The organism is Streptomyces sp. NBC_00510 (assembly GCA_036013505.1).
Lineage (GTDB): Bacteria > Actinomycetota > Actinomycetes > Streptomycetales > Streptomycetaceae > Actinacidiphila.
This window is the reverse complement of sequence record CP107851.1, coordinates 4984378-5001910: the sequence shown is the minus strand read 5'-3', so window position 1 is coordinate 5001910 and position 17533 is coordinate 4984378. Positions and strand designations below refer to the sequence as shown.

At 71.9% G+C, this 17533-nt stretch carries 17 protein-coding genes and 1 riboswitch; of the genes, 6 read left to right on the top strand and 11 right to left on the bottom strand.

The genetic code is table 11. From position 1 onward, the window contains the following. Positions 1-72 precede the first annotated feature (72 nt). From OG937_22515 to OG937_22495, 5 genes are all read right to left on the bottom strand, one after another. Complete coding sequence (locus tag OG937_22515) at positions 73-969, bottom strand: LysR family transcriptional regulator (GenBank protein ID WUD74268.1); 897 nt, start codon at positions 967-969, stop codon at positions 73-75. Between the two features lie 226 nt (positions 970-1195). Next, positions 1196-2332 carry a cystathionine gamma-lyase gene (locus OG937_22510; GenBank protein WUD74267.1) on the bottom strand — a complete coding sequence of 379 codons (1137 nt, stop codon included), beginning with the start codon at positions 2330-2332 and terminating at the stop codon, positions 1196-1198. Positions 2333-2413: 81 nt separating this feature from the next. After that, on the bottom strand, positions 2414-3301 hold the full coding sequence (locus OG937_22505; protein WUD74266.1) for a fructosamine kinase family protein: 888 nt from the start codon (positions 3299-3301) through the stop codon (positions 2414-2416). After that, positions 3298-3831, bottom strand: a complete 534-nt coding sequence (locus tag OG937_22500) for a low molecular weight phosphotyrosine protein phosphatase (GenBank protein WUD74265.1) — start codon at positions 3829-3831, stop codon at positions 3298-3300. The genes OG937_22505 and OG937_22500 overlap by 4 nt, the downstream gene beginning before the upstream one ends. A gap of 24 nt (positions 3832-3855) precedes the next feature. Beyond that, complete coding sequence (locus OG937_22495) at positions 3856-4233, bottom strand: phage holin family protein (protein WUD74264.1); 378 nt, start codon at positions 4231-4233, stop codon at positions 3856-3858. Positions 4234-4290: 57 nt separating this feature from the next. On the opposite strand from OG937_22495, the gene OG937_22490 reads away from it, so the two are divergent. Together OG937_22490 and OG937_22485 are read left to right on the top strand one after the other, a co-directional pair. After that, positions 4291-4608: a cupin domain-containing protein gene (locus OG937_22490; GenBank protein ID WUD74263.1), complete on the top strand. Its 318-nt coding sequence runs from the start codon at positions 4291-4293 to the stop codon at positions 4606-4608. A gap of 122 nt (positions 4609-4730) precedes the next feature. Next, positions 4731-4943, top strand: coding sequence for a DUF5326 family protein (locus OG937_22485; GenBank protein ID WUD78842.1), 213 nt, complete (start codon positions 4731-4733; stop codon positions 4941-4943). Positions 4944-4986: 43 nt separating this feature from the next. Here the strand turns inward: OG937_22485 and OG937_22480 are convergent, their stop codons facing one another. From OG937_22480 to OG937_22470, 3 genes are all read right to left on the bottom strand, one after another. After that, positions 4987-6462 (bottom strand): SPFH domain-containing protein, encoded by a 1476-nt coding sequence (locus OG937_22480; GenBank protein WUD74262.1) that lies wholly within the window; start codon positions 6460-6462, stop codon positions 4987-4989. Positions 6463-6582: 120 nt separating this feature from the next. Further along, positions 6583-6783: a hypothetical protein gene (locus OG937_22475; protein WUD74261.1), complete on the bottom strand. Its 201-nt coding sequence runs from the start codon at positions 6781-6783 to the stop codon at positions 6583-6585. Between the two features lie 19 nt (positions 6784-6802). Continuing rightward, positions 6803-8101: a YibE/F family protein gene (locus OG937_22470; protein WUD74260.1), complete on the bottom strand. Its 1299-nt coding sequence runs from the start codon at positions 8099-8101 to the stop codon at positions 6803-6805. A 61-nt stretch (positions 8102-8162) separates the two neighbouring features. Further along, a riboswitch (TPP riboswitch) is annotated at positions 8163-8290 on the top strand. On the opposite strand from OG937_22470, the gene thiC reads away from it, so the two are divergent. After that, complete coding sequence (gene thiC, locus OG937_22465; GenBank protein ID WUD74259.1) at positions 8283-10028, top strand: phosphomethylpyrimidine synthase ThiC; 1746 nt, start codon at positions 8283-8285, stop codon at positions 10026-10028. Its footprint overlaps the riboswitch before it by 8 nt. Positions 10029-10117: 89 nt before the next feature. On the opposite strand, the gene OG937_22460 is transcribed toward thiC, so the two are convergent. The 3 genes from OG937_22460 to OG937_22450 all read right to left on the bottom strand — a co-directional run bounded on the left by OG937_22460 (position 10118) and on the right by OG937_22450 (position 13446). Then, positions 10118-10978: a hypothetical protein gene (locus tag OG937_22460; protein ID WUD74258.1), complete on the bottom strand. Its 861-nt coding sequence runs from the start codon at positions 10976-10978 to the stop codon at positions 10118-10120. A gap of 161 nt (positions 10979-11139) precedes the next feature. Further along, complete coding sequence (locus OG937_22455) at positions 11140-12177, bottom strand: metallophosphoesterase (protein WUD74257.1); 1038 nt, start codon at positions 12175-12177, stop codon at positions 11140-11142. A 168-nt stretch (positions 12178-12345) separates the two neighbouring features. Continuing rightward, the gene (locus tag OG937_22450) at positions 12346-13446 is read right to left on the bottom strand and encodes a LacI family transcriptional regulator (protein WUD74256.1); all 1101 of its coding nucleotides are present in this window, start codon (positions 13444-13446) and stop codon (positions 12346-12348) included. 338 nt (positions 13447-13784) lie between these two features. Here OG937_22450 and hisC point away from each other — a divergent pair, with 338 nt between their 5' ends. From hisC to cydB, 3 genes are all read left to right on the top strand, one after another. After that, a complete protein-coding gene (gene hisC / locus OG937_22445) occupies positions 13785-14858 on the top strand; it encodes a histidinol-phosphate transaminase (GenBank protein WUD74255.1) in 1074 nt (357 codons plus the stop codon). 156 nt (positions 14859-15014) lie between these two features. After that, on the top strand, positions 15015-16514 hold the full coding sequence (locus OG937_22440; protein ID WUD74254.1) for a cytochrome ubiquinol oxidase subunit I: 1500 nt from the start codon (positions 15015-15017) through the stop codon (positions 16512-16514). An 11-nt stretch (positions 16515-16525) separates the two neighbouring features. Beyond that, positions 16526-17527, top strand: coding sequence for a cytochrome d ubiquinol oxidase subunit II (cydB, locus tag OG937_22435; protein WUD74253.1), 1002 nt, complete (start codon positions 16526-16528; stop codon positions 17525-17527). Positions 17528-17533 lie beyond the last annotated feature (6 nt).

The following is a 17533-nucleotide window of genomic DNA, read 5'->3' as shown; positions in this document are numbered from 1 at the left end:
AAACGCCTCCGGGACGGCGAATCGGAACGCCGCGTTCTCGCGGAGGTCACCCGCCGTACGCCGGGCGCGCGGTCACCAGGCCGCGGAGGAGCGCATCAGCTGCTCGTGCACCCGCGCGATGTGCGGCAGCGCGAGCGTTCCGGCGCGCACCGAGACGAAGTACGTGCGCAGGGGTGGCACCGGCGGCTCCAGGAGCGCCTTGGCGGCGCCCGCCGTGATGGCCTCGCAGCACAGGTAGCGCGGCAGGACGGCCATGCCGACCCCGGCGACCACGCACTCCAGGACCGCCCTCAGGTCGGGCACGACCACGGCCGGGACGATGGCGGGGGTGGTGTCGAAGACCGCGGACCAGTAGTGGTCGATCAACGGCATGCCCTCGTCGTAGGAGATCACGGGGATGTCGTCGAGGACCTGTGCCCCGTGGGTGCGCACCGCGAGCGGGCCGCCGATCCGCTCCTGCCAGACGGGGGCGGCCACGAGTATCTGCTCCTCGTCCCACAGGGCGCTGGCGGTCAGCAGCCGGTCGCGCGGCCGGAGGGTGCCGATGGACAGGTCGTGGTGGCCCGCGGCGAGGCCGGCCAGGGCCTCGTCCTCGCCGGCCAGCGCGATCCGCAGCTGCAGGCCCTCGGCGACCAGCGGGGCGAGGGCGGGAAGGGCGCGCAGGGAGGTGAAGGTGGGCGGCCCGGCGAGGTGCAGGGTGCGGTTGCCGGACTCCTCGTCGAGGTCCGCCTCGGTTATCTCCAGGAGGGCGTCGAGGTGCGGGGCCACCCGGTGGGCCAGGTCGTCCCCTACGGGGGTCGGGGCGACGCCGCGCGGCAGGCGCAGGAACAGGGGGCGGCCCACCTGCCGCTCCAGGCTGCGGATCTGGCTGGTGACGGCGGGCTGCGACAGTCCCAGCAACTGGGCGGCCCTGGTGAAGGAGCCGGCCCGGTGCACGGTGACGAACGTGCGCAGCAGAGCCAGATCCATGGAACCGCTCCCTCCCAGCCACCGGTACGACCCCAACATATAAATATATCGATAGGTCTGTATCGCAACTGTGATTGGACACTGACGCAGAGTCAACTAGCCTTGTTCGAGCGGATCTCCGCGCGTAAAGCCAGGGTGGTCCGAGCCACGAGGGGGGAGGCTCGGGCCACCCATTCTGCGTAGGGCCCACTACGTAGATATATCTGTCCGAGATGAACGGACGGGGTCAGCGCGCGGCGGCGTCCAGGGCCTGCGTCACGTCCCGCAGGATGTCGGCCGCGTCCTCCACCCCGACCGAGAAGCGGACGAAGCCCTCGGGGACCGCGTCGCCGCCCCAGCGTGCCCTGCGTTCCGCGGTGCTGGTCACGCTTCCGAAGCTGGTGGCCTCGGTCGTCAGCAGCAGTTCGGACAGGAAGCGCTCGGCGTGCTCCTTGTCGGGCAGCGTGAAGGACACGACGCTGCCGAACCGGGTCATCTGCGCGGTCGCGACGGCGTGCGCCGGGTCGTCCACCAGACCCGGGTGCCGCACGTCGGTCACCTCGGGGCGCCGGCGCAGCGCGGCGGCGAGCTCCAGGGCGTTGGCGGCCTGCTTGTCCACCCGCAGCGCGAGCGTGGACAGCGAACGGTGGGCCAGCCAGGCCTCCATGGGACCGGGGATCGCGCCGACGGTCTTGCGCCACATCCGCACGCCGGCGGCGAGCTCGGGCCGACGGGTGGTCACGTAGCCCAGCAGCAGGTCGCCGTGGCCGGACAGCGCCTTGGTGCCGCTCGCCACCGAGAAGTCCGCGCCCAGGTCCAGCGGACGCTGGCCGAGCGGGGTGGCGAGGGTGTTGTCGACCGCCACGAGCGCGCCCGCGGCGTGCGCGGCGTCGGCCAGCCGGCGGATGTCGCACACGTCGAGGCCCGGGTTGGACGGCGTCTCGATCCACAGCAGCCGGGCGCCCTCCAGCACCTTCAGCTGGGCGTCGCCCGCGGTGGGCGCCAGGCGCACCGAGACCCCGTAGTCCTCCAGGCGGCCCTGGAGGGTGCGGGTCGCCTGGTAGCAGTCGGAGGGCAGCACCACGGTGTCGCCGGAACGCACCTGCGAGAACAGCACGGAGGAGATGGCGCCCATGCCCGAGGAGAAGGCCAGCGTCTGCGCGGGGACGTCCGGGGACTCCAGGGCGGAGATCGCCTCCTCCAGCCGGGTCCAGGTGGGGTTCTCGTCACGGCCGTAGGTGTACGGGCCGGTGACGTCGCCCGGCAGGTGGAAGTGCGCGGCGAACACCGGGCCGGGCAGCGCCGGCTCGTGCGGCCGGGCCGGCGGGCGGCCCGCGTGCACACTGCGGGTGCTGTCCCCGGGTCTGCTCTCGTACTCCGTCATCGCCCTCTCCTCGCTCTCCCCGTCTTCGCGAACGTACAGGCGGAAGATACCGGTGTACGGGCCAACGAACACGGCCGTCCGCTAGGCGGACGCGAGGGCCTCACGGGCGGCCCGGCCCGCGGCGGCCCCGTAGCCCGCCCCGAACAGGACGGCGTGCACCAGCAGGGGGTGCAATTGGTGCAGCGGCACCCGTTCCCGGCGGCCGGGCAGCGGCCGGACCTCCTCGTACGCGGCGAGCACCCGCTCCAGGTGCGGGCAGCCGAACAGCTCCAGCATCGCCAGGTCGGCCTCGGGATGCCCGCCCTGCGCCGCCGGGTCGACGACGCGGGCGCGGCCGTCGGCGGCGTACAGGACGTTGCCGGACCACAGGTCGCCGTGGATCACCGCGGGCGGCTGCGGGGGGCCGCCGATCAGCGGCAGCGCCTCGCAGACCCGCTCGACCGCGCGGACGTCGGCCGGGGCCACGGCCCCGTCGTCGGCGGCCTGCCGCAGGAAGGGCAGCAGCCGCCGGCCGGCGTGGAAGGAGGGCCAGTCCCCGCAGGAGCCGGACGCCTGCCCGGAGCCGGGTGACGGCAGGGGGAGCGAACCGATGTAGGCGGGGTGCGCCGTCCCGTACCCCGGGGCGGGGAACCGGTGGAGGGCGGCGAGTTCACGGCCCAGGCGCTCGGCGGCGGCCGGGGTGGCCGGGCCGGGCTCGACCCACTCCAGGACGAGCGTGCGGTCGTCGGCGGCGAGCACCTCCGGTACGGCGACCGTGCCGGTCCCGCCCAGCAGCCGCAGGCCCGCGGCCTCGGCGGCGAAGAAGCCCGGCGGCGCGTCCGCGAGGGTCTTGGCGAAGACCGTGCCGCCCGAGCGGCGCCGCAGCCGTACCGCCCGGCAGATGGAGCCGCCGCCCACCGGGCCGAGCTCGGTCACCGGCTCGCCCAGCAGGGCGGCGACCCGGTCCGCGAGTCCGGCCGGACGGGTCACGGCGTGGGCGCGGGCTCGCCGAGGGCGTCGCGTACGGCCTCCAGCAGGCCGTCGGCGGCGGCCTCGCACATCCCCAGGCACTCCTCGAAGCCGCCGATGTCCCCGTAGTAGGGGTCGGGCACGTCCAGGCCACGGCCGTCCGCGCCGGCGTCCGCACCGGGGTCGTAGGAGCGCAGCAGCCGTACCTTGGCGGCGTCCTCCGCGGTCGGCGCCAGCCGGCGCAGGTCCCGCAGGTGGCCGGAGTCGAGGGCGATCACCAGGTCGAGCCCGGCGAACCACTCGGGCTGGAACTGGCGCGCGATGTGCTCGTGCCCGTACCCGGCCGCGCGGAGCACGGCCACGGTGCGGTGGTCGGCGCCGTCGCCCTCGTGCCAGGAGCCGGTCCCCGCGCTGTCCGCGACGACCAGGGCGCCGAGTCCGGCCTCCTCGACACGGGCGCGGAAGACGGACTCGGCCATCGGCGAACGGCAGATGTTGCCGGTGCACACGAAGCACACCCGCAGCGGGGTGCGGGAGGACGGAGCGCTCATGGGCTCCATGATGCAGCCCCGGGGTCAGTCCTCGTCCGGCAGGACCATGTTCAGGGCCCAGGAGACGATGCTGATGATCAGGCCGCCGAGGAACGCCGCCCAGAAGCCCTCGACGTGGAAGTCCAGGTCGAGCTTGCCGGAGATCCAGGAGGTGAGCAGCAGCATCAGGGCGTTGACGATCAGCGTGAACAACCCGAGGGTGAGCACGAGCAGGGGCAGCGAGAGCAGTTTCACCAGCGGCTTCACCAGCCAGTTGACCACGCCGAAGACCAGGGCGACGAGGATGAGGGTGAGGGCCTTGTGCGCGGTGTCGTCACCGGTGAGCGTGATGTTGCCCACGAGCCAGATGGCCACCAGCAGGGCCCCGGCGTTCGCGAGCGTCTTGACGACGAAGTTCATCATGGCTGAGATCGTCGCAGAAGTGATCCCACAGGCACAGGGGCGAGAGGGAGCGGGTAAGTGAAGGTGTTCCGGCTGGACGACCTGGAGGCCGAGCGGGCCGCCAACGAGGGCGCGTACCTCGGCTTCCTGCGCGAGCGGAACATGTCCGCCGGGCTCTACGCCCTGCGGGCCGGGGAGCTCGACCCGCAGAAACCGCACGCGCAGGACGAGATCTACCTGGTCGTGAGCGGCCGGGCGCTGATCACCGTGGGGGAGGAGACGACGCACGTCGCGCGCGGCAGCGTGGTCTATGTCCCGGCCGGGACGCCGCACCGCTTCCACCACGTCACCGAGGACCTGAACGTCATGGTGGTCTTCTCGCCCCCCGAGGCGTGAGGGCCTTTGCCCCCGGGTTCCCGTAGGGGGAGGGTCAGGGACGGATGGGGACCGCGAGGCCTCCGCAGGGGGCCGTCGCGGCCCTAGCCTGGGAGCGGAAGGACGACAAGGAGGAGGAAACGGTGAAGCTCTTCGAGGGCCTGCCCTGGTGGGTCAAGTGGGTCGCGGTGCCCGTGATCGCGATCGTGGTCTTCGGCGGCATGATCGCCAGCGCGATCGGGTTCCTGTTCTGGCTGCTGTTCAAGGTGCTGGTCTTCGTGGCACTGGTCGGCGGTCTGGTGTACGTGGTCAAGAAGTTCACCTCGTCCTCGTCCGACTCCCGCGACAAGTGGTGACCCCGTGGGGCCCGGTCACCGGGCCCCACGGGAGGTGCGCCGCTCAGTCCTGGAGCCGCACGCGCTCCGGGCTCCGCGGCGCCGCACCGTTCGGTGAGGCGTCGCCGCCGGCGCCGGTCGCGCCGTTCATCTGGGCGAGCAGCTGACGGGCCAGGCCCAGGCCCGTACCACCCATGGTCAGCGCCTTGGCGAACATCTCCGACATCCCGTCGGCGCCGTTCAGCAGCACCATGTGGTCCACGTTGCCGAAGGCCTCGGCGCCCGCCCGGACGATCTCCGGCCAGTTCTCGGCCAGCTGCTGGGCGACGACCGCCTCCTGGTTCTCCGCCAGGGCCGCGGCCCGCGCCTTGATCGACTCGGCCTCGGCCAGGCCCTTGGCCTTCGCGGCCTCGGCCTCCGCCAGACCCCGCGCCTGCGTCGCGGCGGCCTCGGCCTCACCTGTGGCCCGGGTGGCCGCGGCGGCCGCCTCACCGCCGATCCTGGTCTGCTCCGCCTGCGCCGCCGCGGCCGTCTTGACGCGGTTGGCCTCGGCGATGGCGGCCAGTTCCGTCTCGCGGGCCTTCGCCTCGGCCGCCGAGATGCGCGCGTCGCGCTCGGCCTCCGCCAGCGTCCGCTTCTCGTACGCGGAGGCGTCCGCCGGCTTGCGGACGTCCGCCTGCAACTGCTGCTCGCGCCGCTGCGCCTCCAGTTCGGCGACCCGGGTCTCCTGGACGACGACCTCCTGCCGGGCCGCCGCCTCCGCGAGCGGGCCCGCCTGCCGGGAGGACGCGGTGGCCTTGTCCCGCTCGGCCATGTAACCGGCCTGCAGGATCTGGCTGTCCCGGGTCGCCTCCGCCATGCGGGCCGCGGCCTGCTGCTCGGCCTCGGTGGCCAGCCGGTCCGCCTCCGCCTGCGCGATGCGCGCGTCACGCTGGACGGCCGCGGCGTGCGGAGCGGCCAGGTTGTTGATGTAACCGGTCGGGTCGACGATCTCGTGGATCTGCAGCGAGTCGATGATCAGACCGAGCTTCTCCATCTCCGAGCCCGAGGCGGCCCGGGTCTCGGCGGTGAGCCGCTCCCGGTCCCGGATCATCTGCTCCACCGTCAGCCCGCCCACGATGGAGCGCAGATGACCGGCGAAGACGTTGTGCACCCGCTCGGGCATGAACTTCTGCTGGTCCAGGAACCGTCGTGCGGCGTTGGCGATGGAGACCATGTCGTCGCCGACCTTGAAGATGACCACGCCGTGCACCTTCAGCGGGATGCCCTGCTGGGTGACGCAGTCCACGTTCAGCTCGGCCTCGTTGAGGTCGAGCGAGAGCCTGCGCACCGCCTGCACGCCGGGCAGGACCAGGGTCCCCCGCCCCGTGACGATGCGGAACCCCATGCCCTCCCCCACACCGTCCGTACGGTGCTTGGAACCTGAGATGACCAGTGCCTCGTTGGGCTCGGCGACCCGCCACATGAGCCGGAACAGGCCGATCAGGATGATGACCGCGACGAGCGCCCCGCCCGCCGCAACGCCGATGAGCATCGGCATACGCCCCCTTACGAATGGCCCCGATCGGGGCCGCGTACGGGAGTGTGCGCCTGTGGGTGACGGTCCGGTAGGTCCTGGCGGATCCTTGTCGCTTTCTTGACGTGGAGCGGAGCGATCCGCTCAGCCGTACGCGGGCGCCACGTACACGGTGCGCGGCGGCAGGTGCTCCACCACCACCACGACCGTGCCCTTCTCGATGCGCTCCCCGGCGGTCGCCGGGTACGCCAGGAACGCCTCCGCACCGCCCCGCACGTGCACGATCACCTCGCCGACCAGCCCCGGCCCGACCGTCCCGGTCACCCGGCCTTGCAGTCCGACCACGTCCCCCGCCCCTCCCGGCTCACTTGGCGCGGCGCCGGTGCCCGCGACCGGTGCCCGTGGGAACAGTGTCGCCGCTGCCGCGGTCCGCCGACACCACCAGCGCGGCCAGTGCCGTCGTCAACGGCACCGCCACCACCAGGCCGATGCTGCCCACCAGGGTGCGTACGATCTCCTCGGCGACCAGTTCGCTGCCCGCCACCGCCAGCACCCCGCGCTCCGCGATGGAGAAGAGCAGCAGCAGCGGCAGCGCCGCACCTGCGTACGCCAGCACCAGGGTGTTGACGACCGAGGCGATGTGGTCGCGGCCGATGCGCATCGCCGCCGAGTACAACTGCCGCGGGCCGGCCGACGGGTTCGCCTCCCGCAGCTCCCACACGGCCGAGGTCTGGGTGACCGTCACGTCGTCCAGGACGCCCAGCGAACCGATGATGATGCCGGCCAGCAGCAGACCGCGGATCTCGATGTCCGGGTAGAGGGAGTGGATCAGCCCGGTCTCGTCCGAGGTGTTGCCGCTGAGCAGCGCCCAGTCGATGAAGACCGAGCCCAGGACACCGATCAGCAGCAGCGAGCACAAGGTGCCCAGGACCGCCACCGAGGTGCGGGCGCTCAGGCCGTGGCACATGTAGAGCGCGATCAGCATGATGGCGCTGCCGCCGACCACCGCCACCAGGAGCGGATTGCTGCCGTGCAGGATCGCCGGGAGGATGAACAGCGTCAGCACGGCGAAGCTGATGACCAGTGCGGCCAGCGCCAGGATCCCGCGCAGCCGCCCGACCACGACCACCACCGCGGCGAAGATCCCGGCCAGCAGCCACAGGGGGAACGCCCGGTCGAGGTCGGTCACCGAGTACTGCAGTTCGCGCGGCGCCTGGGGCGCGTACGCCAGCAGCACCTTCTGGTCCTTCGTGTAGTGCCGGGTCTGGGTCGGCTGCACGATCTCGGTGAAGGTGCGGCCCGCGTCCTTGCCCGAGGTGACCTCGATGGTCGCGCGCTGGCAGACCGCAGGACCGGACGGCGCCGCCGACGGCCCGGGGGAGGGAGCGGCGCCGGCGCCCGGTTCGGCGTTGACCTCCGAGCACTTGACGTCCTCGACCTTCACCACCCGCCCGGACTGCGTCTGCTGGTCGAAGCCGACGCCGGTGCGGTCGTGCTCCGGCACACCGCCCGGCCACAGCACCACCAGGCCGGCCACGACGGCCGCGACGAAGGGGACGAGGACGGCGGCGATGACCTTGCGCAGGTGCCGGGAGACCGGCGGCACCGGGCCGTGACCGTGTCCGTGACCATGGCCGTGCGCGTGCGGGTGAGTGGAGTCCACCACCCGATCATCGCAACACCCCCTGGTGTGCGTCAGCGAGGACCCGCTAGCGTTGAGGCACCTTTGCAAACGCGGGAGCTCGGAGCACCGGGCTGAGAGGGCGCTGACCGGCCGAGGGGCCACCAGCTGCGCCGACCGCTGAACCTGTTACCGGGTAATGCCGGCGTAGGGAGTGGGTCTCATGACCATGCAGGATGCACACGCGCGCGAAATCGGCTGGCACAAGGGGTACGTGACCGGGTCCCGCCCGGACATCCAGGTCCCCGTCCGCCGGGTGCACCTGACCAACGGCCGGGACGTGACGCTGTACGACACCTCCGGCCCGTACACCGACCCGAACGTCACCACCGACGTCCGCCGCGGCCTCCCGCCGCTGCGGGAGAACTGGATCGTCGCCCGCGGCGACACCGAGGAGTACCCCGGCCGCCCCGTCCGCCCCGAGGACGACGGCGTCAAGCACACCTCACCGCGCGGCGGACTGCGCAACCTGGACGCCGTCTTCCCCGGCCGCCCCCGCCTCCCCCGGCGCGGCCGGCCGGGACAGCCCGTGACCCAGCTGGCGTACGCGCGCCGGGGCGAGGTCACCCCGGAGATGGAGTACGTCGCGCTCCGCGAGAACGTCTCCCCCGAGGTCGTCCGCGAGGAGATCGCGGCGGGACGCGCCGTCCTGCCGGCGAACGTCAACCACCCGGAGATCGAGCCGATGGTCATCGGCAAGCGGTTCCTGGTGAAGGTCAACGCCAACATCGGCAACTCGGCCGTCACCTCCTCCATCGAGGAGGAGGTGGACAAGATGACCTGGGCCACCCGCTGGGGCGCCGACACGGTCATGGACCTCTCCACCGGCCGCAACATCCACACCACACGCGAGTGGGTGCTGCGCAACTCCCCCGTCCCCATCGGCACCGTCCCCCTCTACCAGGCCCTGGAGAAGGTCGACGGCAAGGCCGAGGAACTGACCTGGGAGATCTACAAGGACACCGTCATCGAGCAGGCCGAGCAGGGCGTCGACTACATGACCGTCCACGCCGGCGTGCTGCTGCGGTACGTCCCGCTGACCGCGCGCCGCAAGACGGGCATCGTCTCCCGCGGCGGGTCGATCATGGCGGCCTGGTGCCTGGCGCACCACCAGGAGAGCTTCCTCTACGAGAACTTCGAGGAGCTCTGCGAGATCCTCGCCGCCTACGACGTCACCTACTCCCTGGGCGACGGCCTGCGTCCCGGCTCCATCGCGGACGCCAACGACGAGGCCCAGTTCGCGGAGCTGCGCACGCTCGGCGAACTCAACACCGTCGCCAAGCGGCACGGCGTGCAGACGATGATCGAGGGGCCGGGGCACGTCCCCATGCACAAGATCAAGGAGAACATCGACCTCCAGCAGGAGATCTGCGAGGAGGCGCCGTTCTACACCCTCGGCCCGCTCACCACCGACATCGCGCCCGCCTACGACCACATCACCTCGGGCATCGGCGCCGCGATGATCGCCTGGTGGGGCACGGCCATGCTCTGCTACGTCACCCCCAAGGAGCACCTGGGCCTGCCCGACCGCGACGACGTCAAGACCGGCGTCATCACCTACAAGATCGCCGCCCACGCCGCCGACCTCGCCAAGGGCCACTCCGGCACCCAGGAGTGGGACGACGCCCTGTCCGACGCCCGTTTCGAGTTCCGCTGGGAGGACCAGTTCAACCTGGCCCTCGACCCGGACACGGCGCGGGCCTTCCACGACGAGACGCTGCCGGCGGAGCCGGCCAAGACCGCGCACTTCTGCTCCATGTGCGGGCCGAAGTTCTGCTCCATGCGGATCTCCCAGGACATCCGCCGCCAACACGGCGGCACGCCCGAGGAGATCGAGGTCGGCATGGCGGAGAAGTCCCGCGAGTTCGCCGCCTCGGGCAACCGCGTCTACCTCCCGATCGCCGACTGACCCGGCTGATCCGGCCCCTGCCGGGGCGGCCCGTGACGCCCCGTGGCGCGCGGGCCCGCCCCGCCCCGGCGTTGGCCGGGTCCGTCCCGTCAGTCCGGGGTGTGGTCCGGGCCGCCGAAGTCGGGGCTGGAGAAGTCCGGGCTGGTGAAGTCCGGGCTGGTGAAGCGGTCCCCGGGTTCGGGGGACGACTCGGGGCCGGGGCTGGAGAAGTCGGGGCGGGAGTAGCCGAGGCGCGGCATCCGGGAGGTGCCGCCGCCGGGGCTCGCGGTGGGGGCGGTCGGGGCGGCCCCGGCGGCCTTGGTGAGGGCCTCGTCGAGGAAGGGCTGCAGCCCCCGTTCCACCAGGGCCCGGCGCCACAGCTCGCGGGCGAGCGCGACGTCCCGTGACGCGTCGTCGGGAGGGTCGTGGAGGGCGGTCGAGCCGTTGCGCAGCGCGGTGAGCAGCAGTCCGACCATGCCGATGACGATGCCGCAGGCGGCGACGGCCGCGAAGAGCCAGCCGGCCTGCCGCAGTGGCTGGGCGATCGCCGGTTCGGGGTGCCCGAAGCGCAGGGCGTACCCGAGCACGAGGAAGATGACGGCGGCCGTGCCCGCCAGGATCGGCGTGAGCACGGCGACGACGGCGAACAGCCCGGCCCCCGAGCCGTCGGCGGCGACCGGGGCCGCCGCGGCCGCGTAGCCGAGGCCCGGCACGGCCGCGGTGCGTGCCTCGCGGCGTTGCTCCGCGAAGGCCTCGCGGACCTTGACGAACTGCTCGTACTCGGGTGCGGCGCAGGCGGAGATGGGCTCGGCCGCGTTGAGCGCCATGGTGCGCAACTGCTCGGCGTTGAGGCGGTTCCGCGTGTCGGCGAGGGCGGCCCGCGTGCCCTCCGAGTGCAGAGCCGTGTCGAGGGCGCGCTCGAACTCCGGGCGGTCCTCGGTCAGCAGGTGTGGAGCGCTGTTCATGTGCATCCCCCGATGCTCCGTCTCCGGTGCCGCCCGGAGTTCACGAAGGACTGAGGTCCGGTCCGGCTGGGCGGAAGCGGAGGAGAAGCTGCCTACGGATATCCCGATGGTAGAGCGCGGAGGTGACGCGGTGACAGAGTGTTTCCGGAAAATGGGGGTTTCGGGGACTACAACGGCAGCTGTGCGACCAGGAGTTTGCCGTCCATGGTCACTCCGCCGTCCATGGCCACCGCCAGGTCGTCCGCGTACACGTGCGGTCCCTCGATGACGGCGGACCGGTCCGGCTGTTCGGCGCCGAGCTCCCCGCCGGGCTCGCCGAGCAGGTACGGGATGGGGCTGTGGCCGTGCACGACGCGGTGGCCGCCGTAGGTGTCGAGCAGTTCGCGGGCGGCCTCCGGTCCCGACTCGCCGCGGAAGGCGAAGCGCCGGGTGAACTTGCGGAACAGCTCCCAGCACTCGTCGGCGTCGCCGCGCTGCAGGATGCCGGTGACGGCGTCGTTCATCGCGTCGATGGTGCCGCCGTACTCCAGGTACGCGGTGGTGTCGGAGTGCAGCAGCAGGTGGCCGTCGGTGAGGGCGGCCGCGTCGAGCCGGGACATCCAGGCGACGTGGTGGTCCTGCAGCCGCTCCATGTCGGTGGTCTGGCCGCCGTTGAGGCGCCAGGCGGCGAGGAAGGAGGCGGTGCCGGCGGCGGAGTTCACCGGGGTGTCGCCGAAGCGGTGGGCGCCGAGCAGCAGCAGTTCGTGGTTGCCCATGAGGGCCCTGGTGTAGCCGCCGGCCGCGGCGGCCTCCGCGGACAGCTGCATGACGAGCTCGATCACGCCGATGCCGTCGGGGCCGCGGTCGGTGAAGTCACCGAGGAACCACAGGCGGGCGTTGCCGGCCGCCCAGTGGCCCTCGGAGTCGATCAGCCCGGTCGCGTACAGGGCCTCGTGCAGCCGGTCCAGGTAGCCGTGGACGTCGCCGACGACGTAGAGCGGGCCCAGCGCCTGGGGGTCGGTCGCGGTGACCACCGGGAGGTCGTGCTGCGTGGGTGTGTACTCCGGCGGCATCATCCGCTCGTCGATCATGGTCGGTTCGTGTCCGGCCGGGTGGCCGGGTGGGGCCCCGACGGCATCGGCGGGGTGCGCCGACGGCGTCATGGGCGCACCGTGCGCCACCGCCTCCGCGGGGTCCTGAGACCAGCCGTACGAGGTACCGGGCATGGGTCCCTGACCTGCCCCCTGAGTCATCGACCCCTCCACCGTCGCGCCACCATCCGCCCATCATAGGAATGACGATGTCGTGGCGTGACACACCTGCTGATAGCGATTTCATCCGGTGCGGACAAATCCGCACGGGGCGGACCGTTCTCGCCCCGGAGGCACCGGTTCCTATTCCCCCGCGGGCCCGCGGGGCGGGCTGACGGTGGTGCGCGGCGAGCGCCGCTGGGAGGAGGTGCGGACGATCAGGTCGGTCGGCATGACCTGCTGCACCGGGCGGCCCGCGTCCACCCCTTCGATGGCGTCGATGAGCAACTGGACGACCGCGGTGCCGATCCGGCCCGGTTTGAGGGAGAGCGTGGTGATCGGCGGCTCGGTCGTCGCGTAGACCATGCTCTCGCTGCAGCAGACCAGCAGGAGGTCGTCGGGCACGCGCAGCCCGTAGCGACGGGCGGCGGCGAGCAGGTCGGTGCCGTTGGGGTCGAAGAGGCCGTAGACCGCGTCGGGGCGATCGGGCCGGGCGAGCAGGCGGTCGGCGGCGACGGCGCCGGCGCACGGGTCGTGGGCGGGGTAGGCCTCGACGACGGGTTCCTGGCCGATCCGCTCGCACCAGTTGAGGTAGGCGGTGGTGGACAGGCGGGTGTAGGTGTCGGTGCTGGTGCCGGTGAGCAGGCCGATCCTGCGGGCCCCGGCCTCGGCGAGGTGCTCCAGGATGCCGAGCACGGCGGCCTCGTGGTCGTTGTCGACCCAGGCCTGTACGGGCAGGCTGCCGGCCGGGCGGCCGTCGCTGACCACGGGGATGCCCTGCCGCACCAGCTCGGTGACCATCGGGTCGTGGTCGGAGGGGTCGATCACCACCGTGCCGTCCAGCGCGACGTTGCTCCACACGTCGTGCCGCGAGGAGGCGGGCAGGATGACCAGGGCGTAGCCGCGGGCGAGCGCGGCGGAGGTGGCGGCCCGGGCCATCTCGGCGAAGTAGGCGAACTCCGTGAAGGTGAAGGGTTCTTCGCCGTACGTCGTCACGGTCAGGCCGATCAGCCCCGACCTCCCGGTGCGCAGCGTGCGGGCGGCGGCGGAGGGGCGGTACCCCAGCCGGTCGGCGACCTCACGGACGTGACGGCGGGTGGCGTCGGGCAGTCGGCCCTTGCCGTTGAGCGCGTCGGAGACAGTGGTGATCGAGACGCCGGCCGCGGCGGCCACGTCCCTGATGCCGGCCCGCTCCAGCCGGCGTCCGACGGGCCGGCTCGCCTGGTGGTTCCCTGCTGCTGTCATGGCGTGGTGATAGTAGGGGTCGGGTGGTCCGTTCGCGGGGTGCCGGAGAAGGCGTTGACAGATACGTTTCCCCGCACACGCTGCCGGGCGTGGCCGGGAAAGCGCAGGTGACGGCGGGTGGCTACCACGGGTTACGGGTCCGTCACGGGGCCCTGCCCACCCCGTCCCCCGCGGTGTGCACGTCCATCAACTCACCCCTTCGAGGGATGCGCGCCACCGCGCGCGCCACCGGCGCGCAGTGCGTCGCACCGCCTGCTGCGTCCGTCGCGAGCCCCTGCCGCGCGCCCGTGGGCCGCAGGGCCTCCCCCGGCCGGGCGGCCGCTCGTATGGTGTGGGGCATGAGCCCCAAACTGCGCCGCGAACTGGACGGCATCCCCACGTACAAGCCGGGCAGACCCCCGGCCGTGGAAGAGGGAGTGACCGCTTACAAGCTGTCCTCCAACGAGAACCCCTACGCGCCGCTGCCCGGTGTCCTGGAGGCGGCCACCGCCGCCGCGGAGAACTTCAACCGCTACCCGGACATGGCGTGCACGGTCCTCCACGGCGAGCTGGCGCACCGCTTCGGCGTGCCGGTGGAGCACATCGCCACCGGCACCGGCTCGGTCGGGGTCGCGCAGCAGCTGCTGCAGTCGACCGCCGGACCGGGTGACGAGGTCATCTACGCCTGGCGGTCCTTCGAGGCCTATCCGATTATCACGCAGATCAGCGGAGCGGCCTCGGTGCCGGTGCCGCTGGACGCGGACGAGACCCACGACCTGGACGCGATGGCCGGGGCGATCACCGACCGGACGCGGCTGGTCTTCGTCTGCAACCCCAACAACCCCACCGGCACGGTGGTCCGCCGGGCCGCGCTGGAGCGCTTCCTGGACCGCGTCCCCTCGGACGTGCTGGTCGTGCTGGACGAGGCGTACAAGGAGTTCATCCGCGACCCCGAGGTCCCGGACGGCGTCGAGGTCTACCGCGACCGTCCCAACGTGGCGGTGCTGCGCACCTTCTCCAAGGCGTACGGGCTCGCCGGGCTGCGCGTGGGGTTCGCGATCGCGCACGAGCCGGTCGCGGCGGCGCTGCGCAAGACGGCCGTCCCCTTCGGGGTGAGCCAGCTCGCCCAGGACGCGGCGGTGGCCTCGCTGCGCGCGGAGACGGCGCTGCTGGAGCGGGTCGACGCGCTGGTGACCGAGCGGGCCCGGGTGTTCGACGGGCTGACGGCGCAGGGCTGGACGGTGCCGGAGACCCACGCCAACTTCGTGTGGCTGCGGCTGGGGGAGCGCACGGGCGACTTCGCCGCGGCCTGTGAGCGGGCCGGCGTCACCGTCCGTCCGTTCGCGGGGGAGGGCGTGCGGATCACGGTCGGCGAGGACGCCGCCAACGACGTCCTCCTCCGTACGGCCGAGGCCTTCCGCAAGGAGCTGTAGCCGCCCCCGCGCAACGTCCCGGGTTCCGCGGGGCGTCGTGGCACGCCCCTTTTCGCCCCCTCCCACCCCCCGGTGTGAGGGGGCGAAAACGTGTGCGGCATACTGAGCTTGTGAATGCGTTCACTTTCACAAGCTCGGCAAGATAGGAGGCGTGGCGTGGACCTGGCACTGGACTCCGTGGCCGTCGCGCGATGGCAATTCGGCATCACGACCGTCTACCACTACCTCTTCGTCCCCCTCACGATCTCCCTCGCCGCGCTGACCGCGGGCCTCCAGACGGCCTGGGTGCGCACGGGCAAGGAGAAGTACCTCCGGGCGACCAAGTTCTGGGGCAAGCTCTTCCTGATCAACATCGCCATGGGCGTGGCCACCGGCCTGGTCCAGGAGTTCCAGTTCGGCATGAACTGGTCGGACTACTCGCGCTTCGTCGGCGACGTGTTCGGCGCCCCGCTCGCCTTCGAGTCGCTCATCGCCTTCTTCTTCGAGTCCACCTTCATCGGCCTGTGGATCTTCGGCTGGGACAAGCTCCCGCAGAAGATCCACCTGGCCTGCATCTGGCTGGTCTCGCTGGGCACGATCGCGTCCGCGTACTTCATCCTCGCCGCCAACTCCTGGATGCAGCACCCGGTCGGCTACCGCTACAACAAGGTCACCGGCCGCGCCGAGCTGACGGACTTCTGGGCCGTGCTCACCCAGAACACCACCCTCGTCGTGGTCTTCCACACCCTGACCGCGGCCTTCCTGACCGGCGCCGCCTTCATGATCGGCATCTCGGCCTACCACCTGGCCCGCCGCAGGCACGTCGCGGTCATGAGGACCTCGCTGCGCCTCGCCCTGGTCACCGCCGTCGTCGCCGGCCTGCTCACCGCGATCAGCGGCGACCGGCTGGGCAAGGTCATGTACGAGCAGCAGCCGATGAAGATGGCCGCCGCCGAGGCCCTGTGGGACGGCGAGTCCCCGGCCCCGTTCTCGATCTTCGCGTACGGCGACGTCGAGAAGGGCCACAACACCGTGGCCGTCGAGGTCCCCGGCCTGCTGTCCTTCCTCGCCCACGACGACTTCAGCTCGTACGTCCCCGGCATCAACGACGTCAACAAGGCCGAGCAGGAGAAGTACGGCCCCGGCGACTACCGGCCCAACGTCCCGGTCGCCTACTGGGGCTTCCGCTGGATGATCGGCTTCGGCATGACCTCCTTCGCGGTCGGCCTGGCGGGACTCTGGCTTACCCGCCGCAGGTTCTGGCTCGCCGAGGACCGGCGCACCGCCGACGACGAGCCACCGCACCTGATGCTCACCAGGAACACCGCCCTGTCCCCGTCCCTGTCCCGCTGGTACTGGCGGATCGGGCTGCTCACCATGGGCTTCCCGCTGATCGCCAACTCCTGGGGCTGGATCTTCACCGAGAACGGCCGCCAGCCGTGGGTCGTGTACGGGCTGCTGCGCACCGAGGACGCGGTCTCCCCCGGCGTCTCCACCGCCGAGATGCTGACCTCGCTGATCGTCCTCACCGCGCTCTACGCCGTCCTCGCCGTCGTCGAGGTCAAGCTCCTGGTCAAGTACGCCAAGGCCGGGCCGCCCGAGCTCACCGAGGCCGACCTCAATCCCCCCACGAAGATCGGCGGCGACGCCGACCGCCCGATGGCCTTCTCGTACTAGGGAGAGACGGCATGCACCTCCACGACGTCTGGTTCGTCATCATCGCGGTCCTGTGGACCGGCTACTTCTTCCTCGAGGGCTTCGACTTCGGCATCGGCGTCCTCACCCGGCTGCTCGCCCGCGACCGCCCCGAACGGCGGGTGCTGATCAACACCATCGGCCCGGTCTGGGACGGCAACGAGGTCTGGCTGATCACCGCCGGCGGCGCCACCTTCGCCGCCTTCCCCGAGTGGTACGCCACCCTCTTCTCGGGCTTCTACCTGCCGCTGCTGGTGATCCTGCTCTGCCTGATCGTCCGGGTCGTGGCCTTCGAGTACCGCGCCAAGCGCAGCACCGAGCGCTGGCAGACCGGCTGGGAACAGGCCATCTTCTGGACCTCCCTGCTCCCCGCCTTCCTGTGGGGCGTGGCGTTCGCCAACATCGTGCACGGGGTGGACATCGACGCCTCCGGCGAGTACACCGGCGGGGTCCTGGACCTGCTCGGCCCCCACGCCCTGCTCGGCGGACTCGTCACGCTCAGCCTCTTCACCTTCCACGGCGCGGTCTTCGCGGCGCTGAAGACCCTCGGCGCCATCCGCGACCGCGCCCGCCGCTTCGCCACAAGGGCCGGAGCGGTCACCGCCGTGTTCGCGGTCGCCTTCCTGGCCTGGACGCAGGGCAGCGGCGGGAACGCGGCGAGCCTGGCGGCCGCGGCCGTCGCCGTGCTCGCGCTGCTCGCCGCGCTGGGCGCCAACCTGAGGGGCCGCGAGGGCTGGGCGTTCGCCTTCTCCGGGGTCACCGTCACCGCCGTGGTGGCGATGTTCTTCCTGGTGCTCTTCCCGGACGTCATGCCCTCCACGCTGGACCCGGCGTGGAGCCTGACGGTGGAGAACGCCTCCTCGACCCCCTACACGCTGAAGATCATGACCTGGTGCGCCGCGATCGCGGCCCCGCTGGTCGTGCTCTACCAGGCCTGGACGTACTGGGTGTTCCGCAGGCGGATCGGCACCCAGCACATCGCCGAAGCGCACTGAGGAGCT

Coding starts and splice junctions, on each gene's coding strand:
- OG937_22500 (WUD74265.1), bottom strand. CDS start 3,831: ATGAGCGCTCCGTCCTCCCGCACCCCGCTGCGGGTGTGCTTCGTGTGC.
- OG937_22450 (WUD74256.1), bottom strand. CDS start 13,446: ATGACAGCAGCAGGGAACCACCAGGCGAGCCGGCCCGTCGGACGCCGG.
- OG937_22510 (WUD74267.1), bottom strand. CDS start 2,332: ATGACGGAGTACGAGAGCAGACCCGGGGACAGCACCCGCAGTGTGCAC.
- OG937_22515 (WUD74268.1), bottom strand. CDS start 969: ATGGATCTGGCTCTGCTGCGCACGTTCGTCACCGTGCACCGGGCCGGC.
- thiC (WUD74259.1), top strand. CDS start 8,283: ATGACCATGCAGGATGCACACGCGCGCGAAATCGGCTGGCACAAGGGG.
- OG937_22455 (WUD74257.1), bottom strand. CDS start 12,177: ATGCCCGGTACCTCGTACGGCTGGTCTCAGGACCCCGCGGAGGCGGTG.
- hisC (WUD74255.1), top strand. CDS start 13,785: ATGAGCCCCAAACTGCGCCGCGAACTGGACGGCATCCCCACGTACAAG.
- OG937_22480 (WUD74262.1), bottom strand. CDS start 6,462: ATGCCGATGCTCATCGGCGTTGCGGCGGGCGGGGCGCTCGTCGCGGTC.
- cydB (WUD74253.1), top strand. CDS start 16,526: ATGCACCTCCACGACGTCTGGTTCGTCATCATCGCGGTCCTGTGGACC.
- OG937_22460 (WUD74258.1), bottom strand. CDS start 10,978: ATGCACATGAACAGCGCTCCACACCTGCTGACCGAGGACCGCCCGGAG.
- OG937_22495 (WUD74264.1), bottom strand. CDS start 4,233: ATGATGAACTTCGTCGTCAAGACGCTCGCGAACGCCGGGGCCCTGCTG.